This is a genomic window from Streptomyces johnsoniae (genome assembly GCF_031845565.1).
Lineage (GTDB): Bacteria > Actinomycetota > Actinomycetes > Streptomycetales > Streptomycetaceae > Streptomyces > Streptomyces johnsoniae.
Genome location: NZ_JAVREV010000005.1, coordinates 223,950 through 244,164 on the forward strand (window position 1 = coordinate 223,950; position 20,215 = coordinate 244,164).

The 20,215-nt window shown below is 73.3% G+C and carries 23 protein-coding genes; 17 read left to right on the forward strand and 6 right to left on the reverse strand.

What is annotated here, in order from left to right:
• The first annotated feature begins 15 nt into the window (after window positions 1-15).
• The 7 genes from RM779_RS11165 to RM779_RS11195 all read left to right on the forward strand — a co-directional run bounded on the left by RM779_RS11165 (window position 16) and on the right by RM779_RS11195 (window position 6,722).
• Entirely contained in the window at window positions 16-999 is a 984-nt protein-coding gene (locus RM779_RS11165; RefSeq protein WP_311617528.1) for an ABC transporter permease, read from the forward strand.
• 12 nt (window positions 1,000-1,011) lie between these two features.
• Window positions 1,012-2,079 carry an ABC transporter ATP-binding protein gene (locus RM779_RS11170; RefSeq protein WP_311617529.1) on the forward strand — a complete coding sequence of 356 codons (1,068 nt, stop codon included), beginning with the start codon at window positions 1,012-1,014 and terminating at the stop codon, window positions 2,077-2,079.
• An 8-nt stretch (window positions 2,080-2,087) separates the two neighbouring features.
• The gene (locus RM779_RS11175; protein ID WP_311617530.1) at window positions 2,088-3,155 is read left to right on the forward strand and encodes an ABC transporter ATP-binding protein; all 1,068 of its coding nucleotides are present in this window, start codon (window positions 2,088-2,090) and stop codon (window positions 3,153-3,155) included.
• Between the two features lie 187 nt (window positions 3,156-3,342).
• Window positions 3,343-3,537 (forward strand): hypothetical protein, encoded by a 195-nt coding sequence (locus RM779_RS11180; RefSeq protein WP_311617686.1) that lies wholly within the window; start codon window positions 3,343-3,345, stop codon window positions 3,535-3,537.
• Window positions 3,538-3,573: 36 nt separating this feature from the next.
• Window positions 3,574-4,443, forward strand: a complete 870-nt coding sequence (mshB, locus tag RM779_RS11185) for an N-acetyl-1-D-myo-inositol-2-amino-2-deoxy-alpha-D-glucopyranoside deacetylase (RefSeq protein WP_311617531.1) — start codon at window positions 3,574-3,576, stop codon at window positions 4,441-4,443.
• Window positions 4,440-4,805 (forward strand): DUF6113 family protein, encoded by a 366-nt coding sequence (locus RM779_RS11190; RefSeq protein WP_311617532.1) that lies wholly within the window; start codon window positions 4,440-4,442, stop codon window positions 4,803-4,805. Before mshB ends, RM779_RS11190 begins: the two co-directional genes overlap by 4 nt.
• A 117-nt stretch (window positions 4,806-4,922) precedes the next feature.
• Complete coding sequence (locus RM779_RS11195) at window positions 4,923-6,722, forward strand: hypothetical protein (RefSeq protein ID WP_311617533.1); 1,800 nt, start codon at window positions 4,923-4,925, stop codon at window positions 6,720-6,722.
• Between the two features lie 20 nt (window positions 6,723-6,742).
• Here the strand turns inward: RM779_RS11195 and RM779_RS11200 are convergent, their stop codons facing one another.
• The gene (locus RM779_RS11200; RefSeq protein ID WP_449657296.1) at window positions 6,743-7,729 is read right to left on the reverse strand and encodes a GNAT family N-acetyltransferase; all 987 of its coding nucleotides are present in this window, start codon (window positions 7,727-7,729) and stop codon (window positions 6,743-6,745) included.
• Window positions 7,730-7,856: 127 nt separating this feature from the next.
• Between RM779_RS11200 and fdxA the strand changes: the two genes are divergently transcribed.
• Both fdxA and dapC read left to right on the forward strand, forming a co-directional pair.
• Complete coding sequence (fdxA, locus tag RM779_RS11205; RefSeq protein ID WP_077059169.1) at window positions 7,857-8,183, forward strand: ferredoxin; 327 nt, start codon at window positions 7,857-7,859, stop codon at window positions 8,181-8,183.
• A gap of 162 nt (window positions 8,184-8,345) precedes the next feature.
• Window positions 8,346-9,446 carry a succinyldiaminopimelate transaminase gene (gene dapC, locus RM779_RS11210; RefSeq protein WP_311617535.1) on the forward strand — a complete coding sequence of 367 codons (1,101 nt, stop codon included), beginning with the start codon at window positions 8,346-8,348 and terminating at the stop codon, window positions 9,444-9,446.
• Between the two features lie 81 nt (window positions 9,447-9,527).
• Here the strand turns inward: dapC and RM779_RS11215 are convergent, their stop codons facing one another.
• On the reverse strand, window positions 9,528-9,935 hold the full coding sequence (locus RM779_RS11215) for an ATP-binding protein (protein ID WP_311617536.1): 408 nt from the start codon (window positions 9,933-9,935) through the stop codon (window positions 9,528-9,530).
• Between the two features lie 185 nt (window positions 9,936-10,120).
• Window positions 10,121-11,083, reverse strand: coding sequence for a hypothetical protein (locus RM779_RS11220; protein WP_449657297.1), 963 nt, complete (start codon window positions 11,081-11,083; stop codon window positions 10,121-10,123).
• Between RM779_RS11220 and dapE the strand changes: the two genes are divergently transcribed.
• Complete coding sequence (gene dapE / locus RM779_RS11225) at window positions 11,082-12,179, forward strand: succinyl-diaminopimelate desuccinylase (protein ID WP_311617538.1); 1,098 nt, start codon at window positions 11,082-11,084, stop codon at window positions 12,177-12,179. The two genes, RM779_RS11220 and dapE, sit on opposite strands and share 2 nt — an antisense overlap.
• A 78-nt stretch (window positions 12,180-12,257) precedes the next feature.
• Entirely contained in the window at window positions 12,258-13,007 is a 750-nt protein-coding gene (locus RM779_RS11230; RefSeq protein WP_311617539.1) for an LOG family protein, read from the forward strand.
• Between the two features lie 12 nt (window positions 13,008-13,019).
• Here the strand turns inward: RM779_RS11230 and folP are convergent, their stop codons facing one another.
• The gene (gene folP, locus RM779_RS11235) at window positions 13,020-13,880 is read right to left on the reverse strand and encodes a dihydropteroate synthase (protein ID WP_311617540.1); all 861 of its coding nucleotides are present in this window, start codon (window positions 13,878-13,880) and stop codon (window positions 13,020-13,022) included.
• 183 nt (window positions 13,881-14,063) lie between these two features.
• Between folP and RM779_RS11240 the strand changes: the two genes are divergently transcribed.
• On the forward strand, window positions 14,064-14,423 hold the full coding sequence (locus tag RM779_RS11240) for a DivIVA domain-containing protein (RefSeq protein ID WP_311617541.1): 360 nt from the start codon (window positions 14,064-14,066) through the stop codon (window positions 14,421-14,423).
• Between the two features lie 8 nt (window positions 14,424-14,431).
• Here the strand turns inward: RM779_RS11240 and RM779_RS11245 are convergent, their stop codons facing one another.
• Window positions 14,432-15,223: an enoyl-CoA hydratase/isomerase family protein gene (locus RM779_RS11245; RefSeq protein WP_311617542.1), complete on the reverse strand. Its 792-nt coding sequence runs from the start codon at window positions 15,221-15,223 to the stop codon at window positions 14,432-14,434.
• 206 nt (window positions 15,224-15,429) lie between these two features.
• On the opposite strand from RM779_RS11245, the gene RM779_RS11250 reads away from it, so the two are divergent.
• Complete coding sequence (locus tag RM779_RS11250; protein WP_019434894.1) at window positions 15,430-15,597, forward strand: DUF3117 domain-containing protein; 168 nt, start codon at window positions 15,430-15,432, stop codon at window positions 15,595-15,597.
• Between the two features lie 88 nt (window positions 15,598-15,685).
• On the opposite strand, the gene RM779_RS11255 is transcribed toward RM779_RS11250, so the two are convergent.
• Window positions 15,686-16,396, reverse strand: a complete 711-nt coding sequence (locus RM779_RS11255; RefSeq protein WP_311617687.1) for an O-methyltransferase — start codon at window positions 16,394-16,396, stop codon at window positions 15,686-15,688.
• Window positions 16,397-16,496: 100 nt separating this feature from the next.
• Between RM779_RS11255 and sigE the strand changes: the two genes are divergently transcribed.
• From sigE to RM779_RS11275, 4 genes are all read left to right on the forward strand, one after another.
• Window positions 16,497-17,306: an RNA polymerase sigma factor SigE gene (gene sigE, locus RM779_RS11260; protein ID WP_311617543.1), complete on the forward strand. Its 810-nt coding sequence runs from the start codon at window positions 16,497-16,499 to the stop codon at window positions 17,304-17,306.
• Window positions 17,303-18,106, forward strand: coding sequence for a zf-HC2 domain-containing protein (locus tag RM779_RS11265; RefSeq protein WP_311617544.1), 804 nt, complete (start codon window positions 17,303-17,305; stop codon window positions 18,104-18,106). Before sigE ends, RM779_RS11265 begins: the two co-directional genes overlap by 4 nt.
• A 57-nt stretch (window positions 18,107-18,163) precedes the next feature.
• Window positions 18,164-19,579 (forward strand): S1C family serine protease, encoded by a 1,416-nt coding sequence (locus tag RM779_RS11270; RefSeq protein WP_394813270.1) that lies wholly within the window; start codon window positions 18,164-18,166, stop codon window positions 19,577-19,579.
• A 121-nt stretch (window positions 19,580-19,700) separates the two neighbouring features.
• Window positions 19,701-20,207 (forward strand): sec-independent translocase, encoded by a 507-nt coding sequence (locus RM779_RS11275; protein ID WP_311617546.1) that lies wholly within the window; start codon window positions 19,701-19,703, stop codon window positions 20,205-20,207.
• Window positions 20,208-20,215: the final 8 nt, after the last annotated feature.

Below are 20,215 nucleotides of genomic sequence, written 5' to 3' on the forward strand. Positions count from 1 at the left end.
AGGCAGCCACCTACGATGCTCCGATTCCTCATGAGGCGAACGCTCGGCGCCGTCGCCATCCTGCTGGTCATCAGCGCCGTCACGTTCTTCCTCTTCTACGCGATCCCGCGCAATCCCGCGCTGCTCGCCTGCGGCAAGGGCGTCTGCACCGAGGAGCAGCTCGCCATCGTCGAGCACAATCTGGGCATCGACAAGGCCATTCCCGTGCAGTACTGGGAGTACATGGTCGGCATCTTCGCCGGCCGCGACTTCCCCGCCGGCCACTGCCCGGCACCCTGCCTCGGCTTCTCCTTCCGCGACAACCGGCCGGTGCTGGACACCATCATGGACCGGCTGCCGACGACCGTCTCCCTGACCATCGGCGGCGCCGTCGTCTTCCTGATCCTCGGCCTCGGCCTCGGCATGCTGGCCGCCGCCAGGCGCGGCACGCTGCTGGACAAGACGGTCAGTTCCACCTCGCTGGTGCTCAGCTCCATGCAGATCTACTTCCTCGGCCCGCTGGCCCTGGCGGTCCTGGTGTACAACACGGAGCTGCTGCCCCAGCCCTCGGACGCCTCGGCCTTCACGGAGGAGCCGTGGGAGTGGTTCAAGGGACTGCTGCTGCCCTGGCTGGTGCTGGCGACGATCTTCACCGCCAACTACACCCGTATGTCGCGCGCCACCCTGATCGAACAGCTCCAGGAAGATCACGTCCGTACCGCCAAGGCGAAGGGCATGTCCCGGCCCACGGTCTTCTTCCGCTATGCCTGGCGCGGTTCGCTCATCCCCATCGTCACCATCTTCGGCATCGACCTCGGCTCCCTCTTCGGCGGCGCCATGATCACCGAGGTGACGTTCTCGCTGCACGGTCTCGGCAGACTCGCGGTCGACTCCGTCACGCAGTCCAACCTGCCCATGCTGATGGGCGTGATGCTGTTCGCCGCGCTCATGATCGTTCTGTTCAACATCATCATCGACGCCTGCTATGCGCTGATCGACCCGCGCGTGCGTCTCGGCTAGGAGCGGACCGACGTGACCACCACAGAAGAAGCCGCCCCGGAACCAGCCGCCCCGTTCCTGTCCGTGCGCGACCTGCGGGTGCGCTTCGCCACGGAGGATGGCGTCGTCAAGGCGGTCGACGGGCTGTCCTTCGACGTCGAACGCGGCAGGACCCTCGGCATCGTCGGCGAATCCGGGTCGGGCAAGTCGGTCGCCAACCAGACCGTTCTCGGCCTGCACAACCCCGACAACACGACCGTCACCGGCGAGATATACCTCGACGGCGAGGAGTTGACGGCCGCGCCGGAACGCCGCATGGAGCGGCTGCGCGGCAACAAGGTCGCGATGATCTTCCAGGACCCGCTGACCGCGCTCTCGCCCTACTACACGATCGGCCGCCAGATCGCCGAGCCGTTCCGCAAGCACCGGGGCGCCACGCGGCGCGAGGCGCGCGAGCGCGCCATCGAGATGCTGGGCAAGGTCGGCATCCCCAACCCGCACCGGCGGGTGGACGACTACCCGCACCAGTTCTCGGGCGGCATGCGGCAGCGCGCCATGATCGCGATGGCGCTGATCTGCAACCCGGACCTGCTGATCGCCGACGAGCCCACCACCGCGCTCGACGTGACCGTCCAGGCGCAGATCCTGGACCTGCTGCTCGACCTCCAGCAGGAGTTCGGCTCGGCGATCATCATGATCACCCACGACCTCGGTGTGGTCGCCCAGGTGTCCGACGACGTGCTGGTGATGTACGCGGGCCGTGCCGTCGAACGCGGCGGCGTCGACGACGTGCTGCGCCGCCCCCAGCACCCCTACACCTGGGGCCTGCTGGGCGCCATGCCGCGGCTGACGGGCGACGTCTCCCAGGAGCTGGTGCCGATCCCCGGCAGCCCGCCCAGCCTGCTCGACCCGCCCGCCGGCTGCCCGTTCACCCCCAGGTGCGCCTTCCCCGAGGAGGTGGCGGACCCGGTCTCCTGCGCGGGCGACCGGCCCGCGCTGCCCGAGGGGCGCGGCGCGGCCTGCCATCTGAGCGCGGAGCAGAAGCGGACCTTCTTCGTCGAGCGCATCCGGCCCCGGCTCAGCCAGGGCCGGCCGAATTGAGGACAGCGATGACCAGCACCACGTGGGACAAGGACGACCGGGTGCCCCTGATGACCGTCGAGGGTCTCGTCAAGCACTTCCCGGTCAAGGGCGGCTTCCCGATCAAACGCACCGTCGGCGCCGTCAAGGCCGTGGACGGTCTCGACCTGACCGTGCACGAGGGCGAGAGCTTCGGGCTGGTCGGCGAGTCGGGGTGCGGCAAGTCGACCACGGGCCGGCTGCTCGCGCGGCTGCTCGAACCCAGCGCGGGCACCATCACCTACCGGGACCTCGACATCACCCACGCCTCCAGGCGCCGGCTCGCGCCGGTCCGCTCGGAGATCCAGATGATCTTCCAGGACCCGTACTCCTCGCTCAACCCGCGACAGACCGTCGGCACGATCATCGGCGGCCCCATGGAGATCAACGGCATCGACCCGCCCGGCGGCCGGGAGGCCAGGGTCCGTGAACTGCTCGGCACCGTCGGCCTCAACCCCGAGCACTACAACCGCTTCCCGCACGAGTTCTCCGGCGGCCAGCGGCAGCGGATCGGGGTGGCCCGCGCGCTGGCGCTCGAACCGAAGCTGATCATCGCCGACGAGCCGGTCTCCGCCCTCGACGTCTCCATCCAGGCGCAGGTCGTCAACCTGCTGCGGCGCGTGCAGCGCGATCTGGGCATCGCGTTTCTCTTCATCGCCCACGACCTCGCGATCGTGCGGCACTTCTCGCAGCGCATCGCCGTGATGTACCTCGGCAAGATCGTCGAGGTGGGCGACCGGCAGTCCATCTACGAGCGGCCGCGCCACCCCTACACCCACGCGCTGCTCTCCGCGGTCCCCGAAGTCGCCGCGGACACCGGGGAAGACGCCGCGGCGGGCCCGGGCGATGCCCCGCCGCCCCGGGAACGGATTCGCCTCAAGGGGGACGTGCCCTCGCCCACCGACCCACCCTCCGGGTGCCGTTTCCGCACGCGCTGCTGGAAGGCCGAGGACAAGTGCGCCGCCGAGGAGCCGCCGCTGGTCAGGCTGTCGGGGAACGGGGCGGGGCACCTCACCGCCTGCCACTTCCCCGAGGAGGGCACCACCCTCGCCCGCTGACCGCGGGCGACGGGCCCGGCAGCACCGTGAGCCGGGGGCGTGCGCCCCTCTTCTGCACCCGTGCACCGAACCGTGAGCGGGGCGTTGATCGCTATGATCCAGAACGCGTGGTGGAAGGACACTTCCAGGCACGGAAGGTCTCGTTGGCCTGCCCGAAGCCGGGTGCGACTTCATGGAGGTGATCTTGATGGGGCTGTCCATCTCCGCGGTACTGCTCTTCACGATCATTGTCGTTTTGCTGGTCAGGAAGTCGGGACTGAAGGTCCTGCACGCCATCGTCTGCGTGCTCCTGGGCTTCTACCTCGCCGGGTCCAACATGGCACCGGCCATCGACGACTTCTCCACCGGCCTCTCGGACATGATCAGCGACATCAGCTTCTGACCCGGGGCCCGCGTCAGGGCCGTTAAGCTCGCTGCCATGAGTTCCGGCCAGGCGCGCGTGCTGCTGGTGCACGCCCACCCCGACGACGAGTCGATCTGCAATGGCGTGACCATGGCCGCCTGCGTCGCCGCCGGTGCCGCGGTCACGCTCGTGACCTGCACGCTGGGCGAGGAGGGCGAGGTCATCCCCGCCCCGCTCGCCCACCTCACGGCGGACCGTGACGACGCGCTCGGCCCCCACCGGGCGGACGAACTGGCCGCCGCCATGCGCGCCCTCGGCGTCACCGACCACCGTTTCCTCGGCGGCCGGGGGCGCTGGCGCGACTCCGGCATGATGGGCCTGGCCACCAACGACCACCCGGCCGCCTTCTGGCGGGCCGGCCTCGACGAGGCCGGTGCGGCGCTCGCCGACGTCATCGCCGAGGTGCGCCCGCAGGTGCTCATCACCTATGACCCCGACGGCGGTTACGGTCACCCCGACCACATTCAGGCGCACCGCGTCGCGATGCGCGGCGCCGAACTCGCCGCCGGGCGGCACCGGATCGCCCGCGTCCTGTGGTCCTGCGTGCCGCGCTCCGCGGCCGAGGACCGGTTCGCCGCGCTGCGCGCCGCGGGCCCCGGCCGGTTCCCCGGCGTGGCGGGCCCGGCCGACGTGCCCGGCGTGACCGAGGACGGGAACGTGGCGCTCGCGGTCACCGGCACCGCGGCGCAGGTGGCCGCCAAGGCCGCCGCCATGGCGGCGCACGCCACGCAGATCGAGGTGGCGGGCGGGGTGTTCGCGCTGTCCAACGGTCTTGCGCAGCCGCTGTGGGAGACGGAGTACTACCGGCTGGCCGCCGGGGAGCCGGTGCCCGCGGGCGCGCGGGACGTCTTCGCCGGCCTGGGGCACGTGGAGGGTTCCTCATGAAGTGGGCCGCATACGCGGGACTCGGACTGCTCGGCGCGCTCGCCGGTCTGGCCGGGTCGCTGGTGCAGGGCGCGTGGTTCCCGCTGGGGCTGCTGCTCGCGCTCGGCGGCGCGGCGGCCCTGTTCTGGGGCGGCGCGCTGGTGACCCGTTCGCGGATCGGCGCGGGCGTTCCGGCGGGCGGCTGGTCCGTCGCCGTGCTGCTGCTGACCATCACGCGTCCGCAGGGCGATTTCATCTTCGCGGCGGGGGCGGGCAGTTACCTGTTCCTGCTGGGCGGCATGGCGCTCGCCGTGGTGTCCGCCACTCTCGCCCCCGCGGAACGCCCGCTGTTCGCCGTACCGGAAGCGCACTCACGTTCGTAGCGGTGTATGTGCCAATCCTGTGGTGGCGCCGTACCACACCGCCGTCCCCAGTATCGTGGGGCCAGCCGTCCGGTTCCGACCCAGTCCCGGGCCGGACGCCAACCGGGAGACCCAGCCTTGAGTCGTGAAACTGACAATCCGCCCCCCGGCCCGCTGGGGTGGGGTGAACCCCAGCGGGGCAACGGAGAGGGCGAAGCCCGCCCGGGAGCCCCGCGGCCGGATGAGAAGAAGACAGAAACCACGCTGACCACCCGCGCCCGCATCAACATCCCGGGCTCGCGGCCCATCCCGCCCATCGTGGTGCGGGAGACCGTGGACGAGCCGGCGGGGCGCGACGCATCCGCGCCCGCACCCGCACCCGCGCCCGCGCCGCCCGCCGCGGCGGCCGGGGACACGGCCGGCGGCGGCCCAGGCAAGAAGACCAGCTCCTGGTTCGAGCCGAAGAAGCCACCGGCGTCCCAGGGCGGCCCGGCTCCGCAAGCGCCCGCCGACACCCCGCCCGGGGGCCACCCGGCGGTGACCGAGACCCCGGCCGACGGCATCCCCGCGTCCTGGTTCAGACAGCACTCCGACACCCCGCCCGCCGGCACGCCCCTCGGCCTGCCGCCGCGGCCGGTCGGCCCCACCGCGGGCCCGGCCACCGGGGACATGCCGCTGCCGCCCGCCCCGCCCGCCGACCAGGCGCCGCCGCGCGCGCAGGCGCCCGCGCTGCCGGAGGAGGAGGACCCGGTCGGCACCACCATGGACCTCGGCGGTCCCTTCCCGCCGCCGCCCCCGGCCGACCTCACCGGCACCGGGCCCCTCCCCGTGGTGGACGGCCCCGGCGCCGGGCGGCCGGCCGCGCCGGAGCCGGGCCCCGCGGTGCCGCCGCCGGGCCCGCGTTCCCCGGCCGCCGTCCCCGAGCCCGCGGGCTCGGGCGACGAGGGCGGCGAGGCCGCCCCGCCGCCGAAGGCCGCGAAGCCCAAGCCGAAGGGCCGCTCCAAGCTGAAGCTGCTCGCCGTCGCCGCGATCGGCGCGGCCGTCGTCGCCTACGGGGCCGGCCTGTACCTGAGCCCCGAGGACGTGCCGAAGGGCACCACCGTCCTGGGCATCGACATCGGCGGCCTCAGCGCGCAGGAGGCCACCAGCCGTCTCGACTCCCAGCTGGAGGCCGCCAACAACGAGCCGGTGACGGTGCTGATCGGCGAGCAGGAGGCCGAGCTGAAGCCGAGCGTCGCCGGGCTCTCCGTGGACACGGAGGCCACCGTGCGCGCCTCGTCGGGCCAGGACTACGGCCCGGTCGCCGTCTACGGCTCGCTGCTGGGCGCCGAGCGCACCGCGGAGGCCGTCTTCTCCGTCGACCGCGAGAAGCTGACGGTCGCCCTCGACGACCTCGCCGAGGGGCAGGGCAGCGGGCCCGTGGAGGGCGGCATCGATTTCGAGAACGGCGAGGCGATCGGCAGGCTCGGCGAGCCGGGCACCGCCGTGGACCTCCAGGCCGCGGCCGACGCCGTCGAGTCCGCGTTCCGCGACCGGGCCGCCACCGGCAGGAATCCCGCCGTCGAGCTGCCGATGACCACCCAGGAGCCCGAGGTGGACGAGGCGGAAGTACAGCGCGCGATGGAGGAGTTCGCCGAGCCGGCGATGTCGGGTCTGGTGACCGTGCGGGCCGGGACCCAGGAGATCTCCTTCAGCCCGCAGGGCACCCTGCCGCAGTTCCTCTCCATGGAGGCGGTGGACGGGCGGCTCGTGGACACCTACGACCTGGAGGTGCTCGAGGGCCTGTACGGCGCCACGTTCGACGGCGTCCTGGTCACCCGCGGCGACGGGAGCCAGACTCCGGTCAGCCCGGAGGACGTCGTGGGCGCGCTGCGCGAGGCGCTGCTGCAGACCGACCCCGCGGAGCGGGTGGGCGTCATCGAGCTCGACCCGAGCTGAGGCGTCCGGCCGCGGGTCCTTCAGCGGCCGTCCGCCCCGGCCGGTGAACGGTAGTGATAGTGGTGGTGGTCGGCGAAGCCGAGGCTCCGGTAGAGGGTGCGGGCCGCCGCGTTGTCCGTCTCCACCTGAAGGTGGGCGGCGCTCGCGCCCGCGTCCAGCGCCGCGCGGGCCAGGGCGGCCATGACCTCCCTGGCCAGGCCCGTGCCACGGTGGGCCGGGTCCACGCGCACCGCGGTGAAGCCCGCCCACCGGCCGTCCACGACGCAGCGGCCGACCGCGGCGGGCCGCGCGCCCGCACCGGGTGCCAGCGCGAACAGGGTGGTCCGGCCGCCCGCGAGCACACGTTCCGCCGTGCCCGGCGCATCCGCGGCCCGGGGCCAGCCGCTCAGCCACGCGGCCGTCAACTCCCCCTCGACCCTCACCCGTTCGACGGGCTCCCGGTCCGCGAGCGGGGCGAGCGCCGCGATCTGCACTACCGCGTGTCCCGACGCGGCCCAGCCCCGCCGTTCGAGATCGGCCGCCAGCAGCTCCTGACCCGTGGCGAGCTGGAACGCGGGCGGCAGCCCGCGGGCGGCGTACCAGGCGGATACGCGGGCAAGGTCGGGGGGCGTGTCGCCCAGTGCGCACGCCGAGTTCGCGCGCCGTGTCCACCCACCGGCCGCCCGCACCAGCCAGTCGCCGATGCGTTCGGTCGCGGCGGCCGGCCAGGCCCTGGCCGCGACCGCGGTCAGCTCGGGCACGTCCGCGGCCGGCAGGCCCCGCCGCCTGGCCGGGGTATCCGGCACGACCTTGCCCGCCACCAGCGCGGACTCCCGCAGCCGCACGGCGCTCCCGTCACGCCGGGTGACCTCCAGCGCACCCTCCGTCCAGGCGGTGAGCACGCCGACGGTGTCGGTGAACCGTCCCGCGGGGTCGCCCGGCTCCGTCAGCGTGCGGAGCGAAACGCGTTTGCCCACGTCAGAAGGCCCTACCCGAACGGTAAGACCGCCCCTCATGGCGAACTCCACCGGCTTCCCAGCCCCCTCTTGTTCTTCCTACAGCCTCAACCGGCGATACTAGGGCTGAGCATCGACGACGCCGCGCTCCCGCGCGCATCACGGCGGACCCGCCGCCCCTACAAGGAGGACTGACAGCGTGACCTACGTCATCGCGGAGCCTTGTGTCGACCTGAAGGACAAGGCATGCATCGAGGAGTGCCCTGTCGACTGCATCTACGAGGGGCAGCGCGCCCTCTACATCCACCCCGACGAGTGCGTGGACTGCGGTGCTTGCGAGCCGGTGTGCCCGGTGGAGGCCATCTTCTACGAGGACGACACCCCGGAGGAGTGGAAGGACTACTACAAGGCCAATGTGGAGTTCTTCGACGACCTGGGCTCACCCGGCGGTGCGAGCAAGCTGGGCCTGATCGAGCGGGACCACCCGCTGATCGCCGCGCTGCCCCCGCAGAGCCACGACGAGTGACCTGCCGCCTTCAGCGTTCTGATCAGGCGTCTCACCCGGTCCCGCGCGGCACCCGCCGCGCGGGACCGACACGTTCCGAGCCGTGTGCCGTCCACGGAGGTCAGAACCGGTCGGGACAGGTCAGGATCTGGCGTGCGTAGTGCCGAGGAAGGGAGCCGTTCCGTGTCATCCGTGTCCGCCCGCCTGCCCGTCTTCCCCTGGGACCGGCTCGAACCGTACAAGGCGACCGCCGCGGCCCACGCGGACGGGATCGTGGACCTCTCGGTCGGCACCCCCGTCGATCCGGTGCCCGAGTCGGTCCGGCGCGCCCTGGCGGCGGCGGCCGACAGCCCTGGCTACCCGACGGTCTGGGGGACCCCGGCGCTGCGGGACGCCCTCGTCGGCTGGTGCGAGCGGCGCACGGGGGCCGCGGGCCTCGGGCACGGCAACGTGCTGCCCGTGATCGGCTCCAAGGAGCTGGTCGCCTCCCTCCCGGCGCAGCTGGGCCTGGGCGCGGGCGACCGGGTCGCGTTCCCCGAGCCGGCCTACCCGACGTACGAGGTCGGCGCGCGCCTGGCGGGCGCCGAGCCGGTGCCCTACCACGGCGCGCCGACCGCTCTCGACCCGGCGGGTCTGCGGCTGCTGTGGCTCAACTCCCCCTCCAACCCGACCGGTCGCGTGCTCGGCGCCGCCGAGCTGCGGGAGGTGGTGGTGTGGGCGAGGGCGCACGGGGTGCTCGTCGTCAGCGACGAGTGCTACCTGGAGCTGGGCTGGGAGGCCGAGCCGGTCTCCGTGCTGCACCCCGATGTGTGCGGCGGCAGTACCGAGGGCCTGGTCGCCGTGCACTCGCTGTCCAAGCGGTCCAACCTGGCCGGGTACCGGGCCGCCTTCCTCGCGGGGGACCCGGCGGTGCTGGGCGAGCTGCTCGCCGTCCGCAAGCACGCCGGGATGATGATGCCCGCGCCGGTGCAGGCGGCCATGGCCGCGGCGCTCGGCGACGACGCCCACGTGGCGGAGCAGCGCGAACGGTACGCCGCGCGGCGCGCGGGTCTGCGGGACGCGCTGGTGAGCCGCGGGTTCCGCATCGAGCACAGCGAGGCGTCGCTCTACCTGTGGGCGACGCGCGACGAGCCGTGCTGGGACACGGTGGCCGACCTCGGCAAGCAGGGCGTCCTCGTGGCGCCAGGGGACTTCTACGGCCCGGCGGGCGAGCGGTTCGTGCGGGTGGCGTTCACCGCCACCGACGAGCGGGTCGCCGCGGCGGTGCGGCGGCTGACGGTCTGAGCGGCGCTGAGCGGCGCTGAGCGGCGCGCACGAACGGCCCCGGGCGTCCGGGGCCGTTCGCGGGCGTGGGTGCGGGGCTGGTCAGAGGTAGAGAAGGTGCATGCTCGGGTTCTCCATCGAGGGCAGCATCCGCTGGAGCTCGTTCGGGGTGGGGCCGATCTGCGCGGCCTTGTACGCGAGGCTCTGCCCGAGCCCGGCCGTGGTCTGCGCGGTCCGCCGCCCGGCGTCGTGGACCACGGGGACGACGACCGGCACGACCTCACGGACGGTGGGGCCCGCGATCCGTTCGACGGCGCCGCTTACTTCGCCGGTGGTGGCGTCCAGCGTCTCGTTCACCAGGGCGCCGTCCGGCGCGACCAGCCCCGTCAGGTCCGGCGTCCCGGGCAGCGGCGCGGCGGCGGCCTGCCCGGCGGCCCCGACGACGGGCGCGGTGCCGGCGGCGAGCAGGAGGGCGGCCTTCGTCAGGCGGCGCGTGAGGGGGTGGGACATGATGCTCCTTTTGCCTTCAGGAAGCGATGCGGACGCCGTGCCTATCGCTCGGGGGCGGTGGGAGGTTGCGGGAGCCCTGGGTAAAGGATTCGCAATGCATCGCATTATTGCGTCCGATTAAATCGGGCAATCGGCTTGGAGGTTGATGTCTGAGGGAACGTCAGCGGTACGCTTCCCCCGGCCATTTAAGGAATCGGCTCGGCCGGCGCGAATACGGACAGCCGAAGTTCCGGGGCGCCGGCCATGCTTTCCGCCGCGGCCTCCTGCCAGCCGTCCCCGGAACGACGCGCCTCCCAGACGCGGTTTCCATAGGAGATCCGCTCGATTCCCAGCTCGGCCGAGTGGGCCACCGCCCAGTGCGCGAGTTCCCAGCCCCGCCTGGTCTCCTCCCCGCCCCGCAGCGGAACGGTCAGCCGCGCGCCCTCGCCGATCGGCTGCACCCCCTCACCGAACTCCCGCATCATCCGCTCGTGAACCTCCCGCGGCTGCCCCGCGGGCTGCTCCGCCACCGTCCACGAGCAGCTCAGCGCCGCCTCGGCCCGCCCGGTCAGCGCCCCCGCGAGCAGGGCCGCCTCCTCCTCGTGCCGGGCGTACGCGTCGGGGAACGCGCTGCGCTGCACCTCCTGCGCCGCCACGGTCAGCGGCAGCGTCAGGTAGCCGGGCACGTCGACCAGCCGGTCGTAGAACGCCCCCGCCGCGTACACCGGGTCCATCACCTCCGCCTCGCTGCCCCAGCCCATCGAGGGCCGCTGCTGGAAGAGGCCGAGCGAATCCCGGTCGCCGTAGTCGATGTTGCGCAGGCTCGACTCCTGCATGGCGGTGGCGATCGCTATGGTGACCGCCCGTTCGGGCAGCCCGCGGGCCGAGGCGACGGCCCCGATCGTGGCGGCACTCGCGGCCTGCTCCGGCCGGAGCGTGAAGGCGCGTTCACCGTCGGGTCCTGCCACTGAGCAGCGCGGCGGCCCGCGCCGGTCCCGGTCCTCGCCGGACTGCGTGACGGCGTACGCCGTCACGCCCAGCAGAACGAGCGCGGCGCACGCACCGCCGATCACGCGGTGGCTGCGTTTTCCGGTCGTCCGTTCGGGCACGTGGACGAGGGTAGCGGTTCCGCACGGGGGCCACCGGCCGCCCGGGTACGGTGGCCCCATGGAACGATCCGCGCCGCCCGCCCTCGACCTCGGCCGGGACGCGGCCGCCCTGACCGCCGAGCTGGTGGACATCCCGTCCGTGAGCGGCACGGAGCAGCCGCTGGCCGACGCCGTCGAGGCGGCCCTGCGCACCCTCCCGTGGCTGCGGGTCGACCGCCACGGCAACAACGTGGTGGCGCGCACGGACGCGGGCCACGGCGAACGGGTCGTGCTGGCCGGGCACATCGACACCGTGCCGATCGCGGACAACGTGCCCGCCCGCCTCGACGCCGACGGCGTGCTGTGGGGCTGCGGCACCTCGGACATGAAGTCGGGCGTCGCCGTCCAGCTGCGCATCGCGGCCACCGTGCCCGAGCCGAACCGCGACCTGACGTTCGTCTTCTACGACAACGAGGAGGTCGCGGCCGAGCTGAACGGTCTCGGGCACCTGGCCACCGACCGGCCCGACTGGCTGGCCGGGGACTTCGCCGTCCTGCTCGAACCGTCCGACGGCCAGGTCGAGGGCGGCTGCCAGGGCACGTTGCGGATGCTGCTGCGGCTGCCTGGGCAGCGCGCCCACTCGGCGCGCTCCTGGACCGGTGAGAACGCCATCCACGCCGCCGCGCCCGTGCTGGCCCGCCTGGCCGCCTACCGGCCGCGCCGCCCGGTCATCGACGGCCTCGAATACCGCGAGGGGCTGAACGCGGTCGGGATCGAGGGCGGGGTGGCGGGGAACGTCATCCCCGACGCGTGCGTTGTCACGGTGAACTACCGGTACGCGCCCGACCGTGACGAGGCGGCGGCCGTCGCCCACGTCCTGGAGGTCTTCGAGGGCTGCGGCGTCGCCGAGTTCACCGTCGAGGACCACTCGCCCGGGGCCCTGCCCGGCCTGTCGCACCCGGCCGCCCGCGCCTTCATCGAGGCGGTCGGCGGCGAGCCGCGGCCCAAGTACGGCTGGACGGACGTCTCCCGGTTCAGCGCGCTCGGCGTCCCCGCGGTCAACTACGGCCCCGGCGATCCGAACGTGGCGCACAAGCGTGACGAGCGCGTGGCGGTGGCGGCGATTCTCCACTGCGAGGAGCGCCTGCGGGCGTGGCTGACCGCGCCCGCGCGGTGAACGGCCGCGTGCGCGCGGCGATCGGCCGCGTTCGGCAAGGGCGTGGACGCGGACAGGACGGCGGATGAGGAGCACGGCATGAGCGGCAGCCAGGGACCGGACGAGCGGGGCGGACGGCGCGAGCAGCGCCTCGGCCCGGTGGTGCGCCGGCGGGGGCAGATGACGGCGGGCACCGCCGACCAGCGGCTGCTGGACACCAGGGGCCCTTCCGACTGGGTCCACGGCGACCCGTGGCGGGTGCTGCGCATCCAGTCGGAGTTCGTCGAGGGCTTCGGCGCCCTGGCCGAACTCGGCCCGGCCGTCAGCGTCTTCGGCTCCGCCCGCACCGCGCCCGGCTCTCCCGAGTACGAGCTGGGCCGGCGCATCGGGAGCGGCCTCGCCGAGGCGGGCATCGCCGTGATCACCGGCGGCGGCCCCGGCGCGATGGAGGCGGCGAACCGCGGCGCGAGCGAGGCGGGCGGCGTCTCGGTCGGCCTGGGCATCGAGCTGCCCTTCGAGCAGGGGCTGAACGAGTACGTCGACATCGGGGTCAACTTCCGGTACTTCTTCGTCCGCAAGACGATGTTCGTGAAGTACGCCCAGGGCTTCCTGGTGCTGCCGGGCGGGCTCGGCACGCTGGACGAGCTGTTCGAGGCGCTGACGCTGGTCCAGACGCAGAAGGTGACGCGTTTCCCCATCGTGCTGGTCGGCACCGAGTACTGGAGCGGCCTGGCCGCCTGGCTGCGCGACACGGTCGTGGCGCAGGGCAAGGCCTCGCCGAAGGACATGTCCCTCTTCCACCTCACCGACGACGTCGACGAGGCGATCGCCCTGGTCACCAAGCCCTGATCCGGGCGCCCATCAGGCCAGGCCGCGGCGCGCCACGGCGGGCGGCCGCCGCCCGGCGATGGCGGCGACCATGTCCAGCACCTGCCGGGTCTCGGCGACCTCGTGCACCCGGTAGACCCGGGCGCCGAGCCACGCCGAGACCGCGGTGGTGGCCAGCGTCCCCAGCAGCCGTTCCCGCACCGGCAGATCGAGCGTCTCGCCGACGAAGTCCTTGTTGGACAGCGACACGAGCACCGGCCACCCGGTGGCCGTCATCTCGTCGAGCCGCCGCGTCGCCTCCAGGGAGTGCCGGGTGGACTTCCCGAAGTCGTGCCCCGGGTCGATGAGCACCGCGTCGCGGCGCACGCCGAGCGCGACCGCCCGCTCGGCCAGGCCAGAGGTCACCTTCAGGATGTCCGCCATCACGTCCTCGTAGGCCACCCGGTGCGGGCGCGTCCGCGGCCGTGCGCCGCCCGCGTGGGTGCACACCAGACCCACGCCGTGCTCCGCCGCGACCTCGGCCAGGCGCGGGTCGACGCCGCCCCAGGCGTCGTTCAGCAGGTCGGCGCCCGCGGCGCAGACCGCCTCAGCGACCTCGTGCCGCCAGGTGTCCACGCTGATCACCACGTCCGGGTGGCGCCGCCGCACCTCGGCGACGAACCCCGCCGTGCGGCGGATCTCCTCGGCCGCGTCCACCTCGGCGCCGGGGCCCGCCTTGACCCCGCCGATGTCGATGATCGCCGCGCCCTCGGCCACCGCCCGCTCGACGCGCTCCAGCGCGGCGTCGTCGCGGAAGGTCGCGCCCTGGTCGTAGAAGGAGTCGGGTGTCCGGTTGACGATGGCCATGAGCACCTGCTCGTCCGGCCCGAACTCCCGTGTCCCGAGGCGCAGCATCAGCTCAGCTCTTTCGTTCTCGCCCGACCCGCGGCGGCGGCGTACGCTTCGAACCTACCCGCCCGCCGCTGTCGGCGGGGCGTGCGACGATCGGCACAGCGGCCGGACGCGCCGCGGACGCGGCGCCCACGACGAGGCGCCGACGACGAGGCACCAACGACGAGGCAAGGGGGAGCAGTTTTCGTGTTCTGGTTTCTGATGGCGGCGATGGTCGTGGTGATCGCCGCGGTCACGCTCGCGGTGCTGGGCAGCGGCGACGGGTCCGGCGGTCCTGCGGCCGGCGGGCTGGCCGACGCGGAGCCGGACCGGCTGGACGACCCGCTGCCGATGGACCGGCCGGTGGGCCCGGCGGACGTGGTGCGGGTGCGGCTGCCGGTGGCGCCGCGCGGCTACCGGATGGCCGAGGTGGACGACGTGCTCGACCGGCTCGCGGCCGAGCTGGCCGAGCGTGACGCGCGGATCACCGAGCTGGAGACGGCGCTGGCCGGCGCCGCGGCCCCGGCCGGGCCCGAGGACACCTCGCCGCCGAAGGACCCGGCCTGACGCGGCGATCAGGCACCGCGGAAGCGCGGCCGTTCCTTCTCGGCGAACGCGGCCACGGCCGCCCGGTGGTCGGCCGTGGCCCCCGCCTCGGACTGGAGCCCGGCCTCCACTTCCAGGGTCTCGGTCAGCGGATGTCCGGCCGCGAAGGCGAGCGACTCCTTGATCGCGGCGTAGGCGCGCGTGGGGCCCGCCGCCAGGGTTCGGGCGATCTCCCGTGCGGTTTCCGGCAGTTCGTCGTCCGGCACCACCCGCTGGGCGATGCCAAGACGTTCGGCCTCCGCGGCGTCGATCTTCCGCGGGAAGAGCAGCAGATCCGCCGCACGACCGGGACCCACGAACCGCTGGAGCGTCCAGGACAGTCCCGAGTCGGCCGTGAGCGCAATTCCCGCGAACGCGGTGCTGAATGAGGCGCTGCTGGCCACGACGCGGTAGTCCGCCGCCAGCGCGAAGCCGAATCCGGCCCCCGCCGCCACTCCGTTCACCGCGGCCACCACGGGTTTCCGCATTCCCGTGATGGCGCTGACGACCGGGTTGTAGTGCAGGGCGACGGTGCGCATCGCGTCGTCTTCTTCCGCCAATGCCGCGGTGTGTTCCTTGAGGTCCTGCCCGACGCAGAAGGCCCGTCCGCGGCCGGTGAGGAGAACGGCGCGCACCTGGGAATCCCCCGCCGCCCGCCGCAACGAGTCGCGCAGCGCTTCCTTCGCCGTCACATTCAGGGCATTCATCGCCTCGGGGCGATTCAGCGTGACAGTCGCGAGACCGTCGGTTACGTCGTAGAGCACGGTGTCGGTGTCGGCCATGCCGCACAGCATGGCGCAGTCATCCGCGCTATCGCGGGACAATCGGCGAATTGAGTGGTTTTGCGCGTGTGCGTTGCCGAAGGGATACCGCCCAATGTTGGTCATCGGCACGTTCCATGCGGGATAATGGCGGCAAGCAATGTGTTCGACGCCGGTGACCCTCGTGTTGTCGGCTTCGACGAGCTGGTTCAGGAAGGGGAACGAGCATGGCGGCCATGAAGCCGCGGACGGGCGATGGTCCGCTTGAGGTGACCAAGGAGGGGCGGGGCATCATCATGCGCGTTCCGCTCGAAGGCGGTGGCCGACTCGTCGTCGAGCTGACTCCTGACGAAGCAGTCGCGCTCGATGAGGAGCTGAAGAAGGTGACCGGCTGAGCCGCCGCGCTCCGAGCTGACTCGTCGGCGCTGCCCCGGAAGGTCGTCCGGGGCAGCGCCGTCTTGTCCGCCGCGCCGCCCGCGGCCGTCAGGCCCGCGCGGCGCACAGCAGCCCATCGCCGACCGGGAGCAGCGCGGGCACCAGCTCCTTGCTCTCGCGGACGGCGCGCAGCAGCTCGCGCAGCTTGCGCACCTCGGTGGGCTGCGCGGCCGAGTCCACCGTGCGGCCGCCGGCGAAGACCCCGGCGAAGCAGACGAGCCCGCCCGGCCGCAGCAGCCGCAACGATTCTGCGAGGTACTCCAGGCATTCGAGCCGGTCGCCGTCGCAGAACACCAGGTCATAGCCGCCGTCGGTCAGCCGCGGCAGCACGTCGAGGGCGTGGCCTGGGATGACCCGCGTGCGGTTGGCCGCGTGCCCCGCCATGCGGAACGCCTGCCGGGCGAACTGCTGCCGCTCCGGCTCGACGTCCACCGTCGTCAGCACCGCGTCCGGCCGCATGCCCGCCAGCAGGTGGATGCCGGACACCCCGGCGCCCGTGCCGATCTCGACCACCGCCCTGGCCGCCGTCGCGGCGGCGAGCAGCCGGAGGGCGTCCCCGGTACCGGGCGACACCGGGCGCACCCCGGCCTCCCCGGCCCGGGTGCGGGCCCATCGGAGCGCCGCACCCTCGGCGGTCTCGGCGTCCGGTGCGCCATACGCCTCGGCGAACGCCCAGCTCGTCAGCCGGTTGCCGGTAATGGCCCTCTCCTGTCCCCGTCTCTCACGCGCTTTGACTGTATCGACTCCGCGGGGGAACAGGGCGCCCGGACCGGACGTTGGATGGATCGGGGCCGCCCGCAGCGGCGCCGGCGGAAAGCCGTCAAGAAATGCTTATCCGGAGCTAACGGGCGAGGTGGCTATGGTAGGGACTCCACTGGACACCACCAGAGCCGACAGGGGAGGTGCGGCCACGTCCACCGGCCGGGGGGCGCTCAAACGCTTCCTGCGGTCTTCCGGCGGGCCGAATTCCGTGACAGAGAACGCTGACGCCGACCGGGCGCAGGCCACCGCCGACGCGGCCGACGGCACCACCACGACCGTCGCCACGTTCAACGAGGGCTCCGACAGCGCCACGTGGGCGCCGCCGAGCTGGGAAGAGATCGTCAGCACCCACAGCGCGCGCGTCTACCGGCTGGCGTACCGTCTCACGGGCAACCAGCACGATGCCGAGGACCTCACGCAGGAGGTCTTCGTCCGCGTCTTCCGTTCGCTGTCCACGTACACCCCCGGCACGTTCGAGGGCTGGCTGCACCGCATCACGACCAACCTGTTCCTGGACTCCGTGCGCCGCAAGCAGCGCATCCGGTTCGACGCCCTCGGCGAGGACGCCGCCGACCGGCTGCCCAGCCGCGAGCCCACGCCCCAGCAGCACTTCAACGACACCCACTTCGACGCCGACGTGCAGCAGGCGCTGGACACCCTCGCGCCCGACTTCCGCGCCGCCGTGGTGCTCTGCGACATCGAGGGCCTGAGCTACGAGGAGATCGCCACCACGCTCGGCGTGAAGCTCGGCACGGTGCGCAGCCGGATTCACCGCGGACGTTCGCACCTGCGCAAGGCGCTGCGCCACCGTTCGCCCCGCGTCCGCGCCGAGCGGGTGGAGCGGGAGGACTCCGTCCTCGCCGCCGTCCCGGCGGGGACGCGTGCGGAGGAAGGCGGGGCGGAGTGAGCGGTCCCGAGGGCACCGGCCGGTCCGACCACCACCTCGGGGAGAGCCTGGCGGCCCTTGTCGACGGTGAGCTGTCCCACGACAGCAGGGACCGCGTGCTGGCCCACCTCGCCACCTGCGCGCACTGCAAGGCGGAGGCGGACGCGCAGCGCGAGGTCAAGAGCGTGTTCGCGAGCAGCCCGCTGCCCGGCCCGTCCGACGGGCTGCTGGCCAGGCTCCAGGGACTGCCCGCGGCCGACACGGGTCCGGCCGCGCCCGCCGACGACGACGCGCCGGACGACCGCGACGAGCCGCCGGCCAAGCGATCATCGGCCCTGCGCCTCGACCTGCTGCCGGGCGGGCGCCAGCGCGACTCGCTGCTCGGCCCGCCCACCCTGGGCGGCGAGCGTGGCTTCCGGATACATGAGCCGGGGGCCGCGCGGGTGCCCCGCGGCCACCGGCTCGCCTTCGCCGCCGCGGGCGCGGTCTCGCTGGCGGCGTTCGCCATCGGCGGGGCGGTCAGCAGTGTCGGCACCGCGACGACCACGGCCGGTTCCGCCCCGCCCAGCGCGGTGTCCGCCGGCAGCGGCGCCAGCACGGTGAACGTGGCCCGCCCACCGGCCGCGCGTTCGGAGGATGAAAACCGGCTGCCCGCGGTGCTGACCGCCCAGGCCGCAGGACTTGCGCTGCTCAGCGCCCCGGCCGGGCCGATCGGGACCAGCGGGCAGCTGTTCCCGCTGCTCGGCACGGGCCTGGGCCTCGGCGCGGACGCCGATCCCTCGGCCGCACCGAGCATTCTGAATGCGCTGAGTCCTCGCTGATTTCGGGCGACTGACCTGGTTCAATTCTCAGCCGGGATTAGGGACGCCGCGGAGACGATGGGGAAAGCCGCCATGGACAAGGGCAACAGCCTTCCCGGCCACCAGGCCGCCTCGCAGCCCGCCTGGGGATCGGGCGCGGGCGATGACGCGGAGTCGGCGGGCCAGGACCCGTACGGCACACCGCCGTACGGCCAGCCGGGCCCCTGGGCGCCCGCGCCCCCCGTGCAGCGGCCCGACCCGACCCCGCCCGCGGGCACCCAACTGCCCCCGCCCGCGCAGGGCCCCGCCCCGCGGGCGCGCTCCGAGGGGCCGCGTTACGACCCGTGGGCCACGCCGCACGGGGGCACGCCGGTGCCGCAGGCCCACCCCGCCCCGCAGCAGCCGCCGCCGGGCGGCCGCGGGCGGGCCGGGCGGCTGGTCGCGGGGGCGGCGGTGATCGCCCTGGTGGCCGGCGTCCTCGGCGGCGGGATCGGGGTGTACCTGGAGCGGGAGGGCCTGTTCAGCGAGGTGAGGCTGCCGCAGGCCACGGCCGGAGAGTCGCCACCCCCCGAGGGCAGCATCGCCGGTATCGCCGCGGAGGTGCTGCCCGGCGTGGTCACCCTGGGCGGCGGCACCGGCTTCGTGCTGGACGACGAGGGGCACATCCTCACGAACGCGCACGTGGTGCGCCCGGCCGCGGAAAGCGGCGTGATAGACGTCACGTTCAGCAGCGGGGACAGGGCGCAGGCCGAGGTCATCGGCCAGGACAGCGGCTACGACCTGGCCGTGGTCAAGGTGACCGGGGTCTCGGGGCTGAGCCCGCTGCCGCTCGGCGACTCCGACGCGGTGCGCGTCGGCGACCCGGTGGTGGCGATCGGCGCCCCGTTCGACCTGGCGGGCACCGTCACCTCCGGCATCATCAGCGCCACCGAGCGGCCGATCACGGCGGGCGGTGCGGAGGCGGACGGCTCGGACATCAGCTACGTCAACGCGCTCCAGACCGACGCCCCGATCAACCCGGGGAACTCCGGCGGCCCCCTGGTCGACGGCAGCGGCCGGGTCATCGGCGTCAACAGCGCGATCCGCACCGCGGACAGCGGCGGATTGGACCCGGGGCAGTCGGGCAGCGTGGGCCTCGGCTTCGCCATCCCGGTCAACCAGGCCAAGGACGTGGCCGAGCAGCTGATCAACACCGGGCGGGCCAGCCATCCGGTCATCGGCGTCACGCTGGACACCGGCTACCCGGGCGACGGCGCCCGCATCGGCAGTGCCTCGGGCGGCCGGGCGGTGGAGCCCGGCAGTCCGGCCGACGAGGCGGGCGTGGCGGAGGGCGACGTCATCACCGCGGTCGACGGGGAGCCGGTGCGCGGCAGCGACGAGCTGATCGTCAAGATCCGCAGCCACCGGCCCGGTGACGAGCTGGAGCTGACCATCGAACGGGACGGTGACGAGATCTCACTGCCCGTCACCCTGGGGGAGGCCTACAGTGACTGAGGCGGGGCGCTCGGCGTGCTCTTGGCCCGTCGTTCACCGCATCGTTGAGGTACGCCGTCTCCCGTCCGCGGCCGTTGCCGGGTACCGTGGCCATCTACCGTATGCGTGAGGGAGCTGTCAGGTGTTCTTCGATATAGGGTCACTGGAGTTCATCACGCTGATCATCCTCGCCATCCTGGTTTTCGGCCCGGAGAAGCTGCCGAAGATGATCCAGGACGCGGCCAATTTCATCAGGAAGATCCGCGAGTTCTCCGACAGCGCCAAGCAGGACATCCGCAGCGAGCTGGGGCCCGAGTTCAAGGACTTCGAGTTCGAGGACCTCAATCCCCGCCGCTTCGCGAAGAAGCACCTGCTGGACAACGACGATCTCGGTCTCAAGGAGCTCACCAGCAGCCTCGACATGCGCAAAGAGCTGACCGAGGTGACCGACGCGGTCAACGGCCGCACCCCGGGGAGCCGCCTGGCGAAGAAGTCCCCCGGTGGCACCGGTGCCACGACCGCCGCGGCGGGCGCCGCCGCGGGCACGGCGGCAGCGGCCGGTTCCGTGTCGCTGAGCAAGAAGGACGATGCCGCCCCGCAGGCCGCGGCCCCCAAGGACCCCCCGCCGTTCGACGCCGACGCCACCTGAGTGGATGC

Coding starts and splice junctions, on each gene's coding strand:
- RM779_RS11165 (WP_311617528.1), top strand. CDS start 16: ATGCTCCGATTCCTCATGAGGCGAACGCTCGGCGCCGTCGCCATCCTG.
- RM779_RS11175 (WP_311617530.1), top strand. CDS start 2,088: ATGACCAGCACCACGTGGGACAAGGACGACCGGGTGCCCCTGATGACC.
- RM779_RS11180 (WP_311617686.1), top strand. CDS start 3,343: ATGGGGCTGTCCATCTCCGCGGTACTGCTCTTCACGATCATTGTCGTT.
- mshB (WP_311617531.1), top strand. CDS start 3,574: ATGAGTTCCGGCCAGGCGCGCGTGCTGCTGGTGCACGCCCACCCCGAC.
- RM779_RS11190 (WP_311617532.1), top strand. CDS start 4,440: ATGAAGTGGGCCGCATACGCGGGACTCGGACTGCTCGGCGCGCTCGCC.
- RM779_RS11215 (WP_311617536.1), bottom strand. CDS start 9,935: ATGTCCCACCCCCTCACGCGCCGCCTGACGAAGGCCGCCCTCCTGCTC.
- dapE (WP_311617538.1), top strand. CDS start 11,082: ATGGAACGATCCGCGCCGCCCGCCCTCGACCTCGGCCGGGACGCGGCC.
- RM779_RS11220 (WP_449657297.1), bottom strand. CDS start 11,083: ATGGGGCCACCGTACCCGGGCGGCCGGTGGCCCCCGTGCGGAACCGCT.
- RM779_RS11230 (WP_311617539.1), top strand. CDS start 12,258: ATGAGCGGCAGCCAGGGACCGGACGAGCGGGGCGGACGGCGCGAGCAG.
- folP (WP_311617540.1), bottom strand. CDS start 13,880: ATGCTGCGCCTCGGGACACGGGAGTTCGGGCCGGACGAGCAGGTGCTC.
- RM779_RS11245 (WP_311617542.1), bottom strand. CDS start 15,223: ATGGCCGACACCGACACCGTGCTCTACGACGTAACCGACGGTCTCGCG.
- RM779_RS11250 (WP_019434894.1), top strand. CDS start 15,430: ATGGCGGCCATGAAGCCGCGGACGGGCGATGGTCCGCTTGAGGTGACC.
- sigE (WP_311617543.1), top strand. CDS start 16,497: ATGGTAGGGACTCCACTGGACACCACCAGAGCCGACAGGGGAGGTGCG.
- RM779_RS11270 (WP_394813270.1), top strand. CDS start 18,164: ATGGGGAAAGCCGCCATGGACAAGGGCAACAGCCTTCCCGGCCACCAG.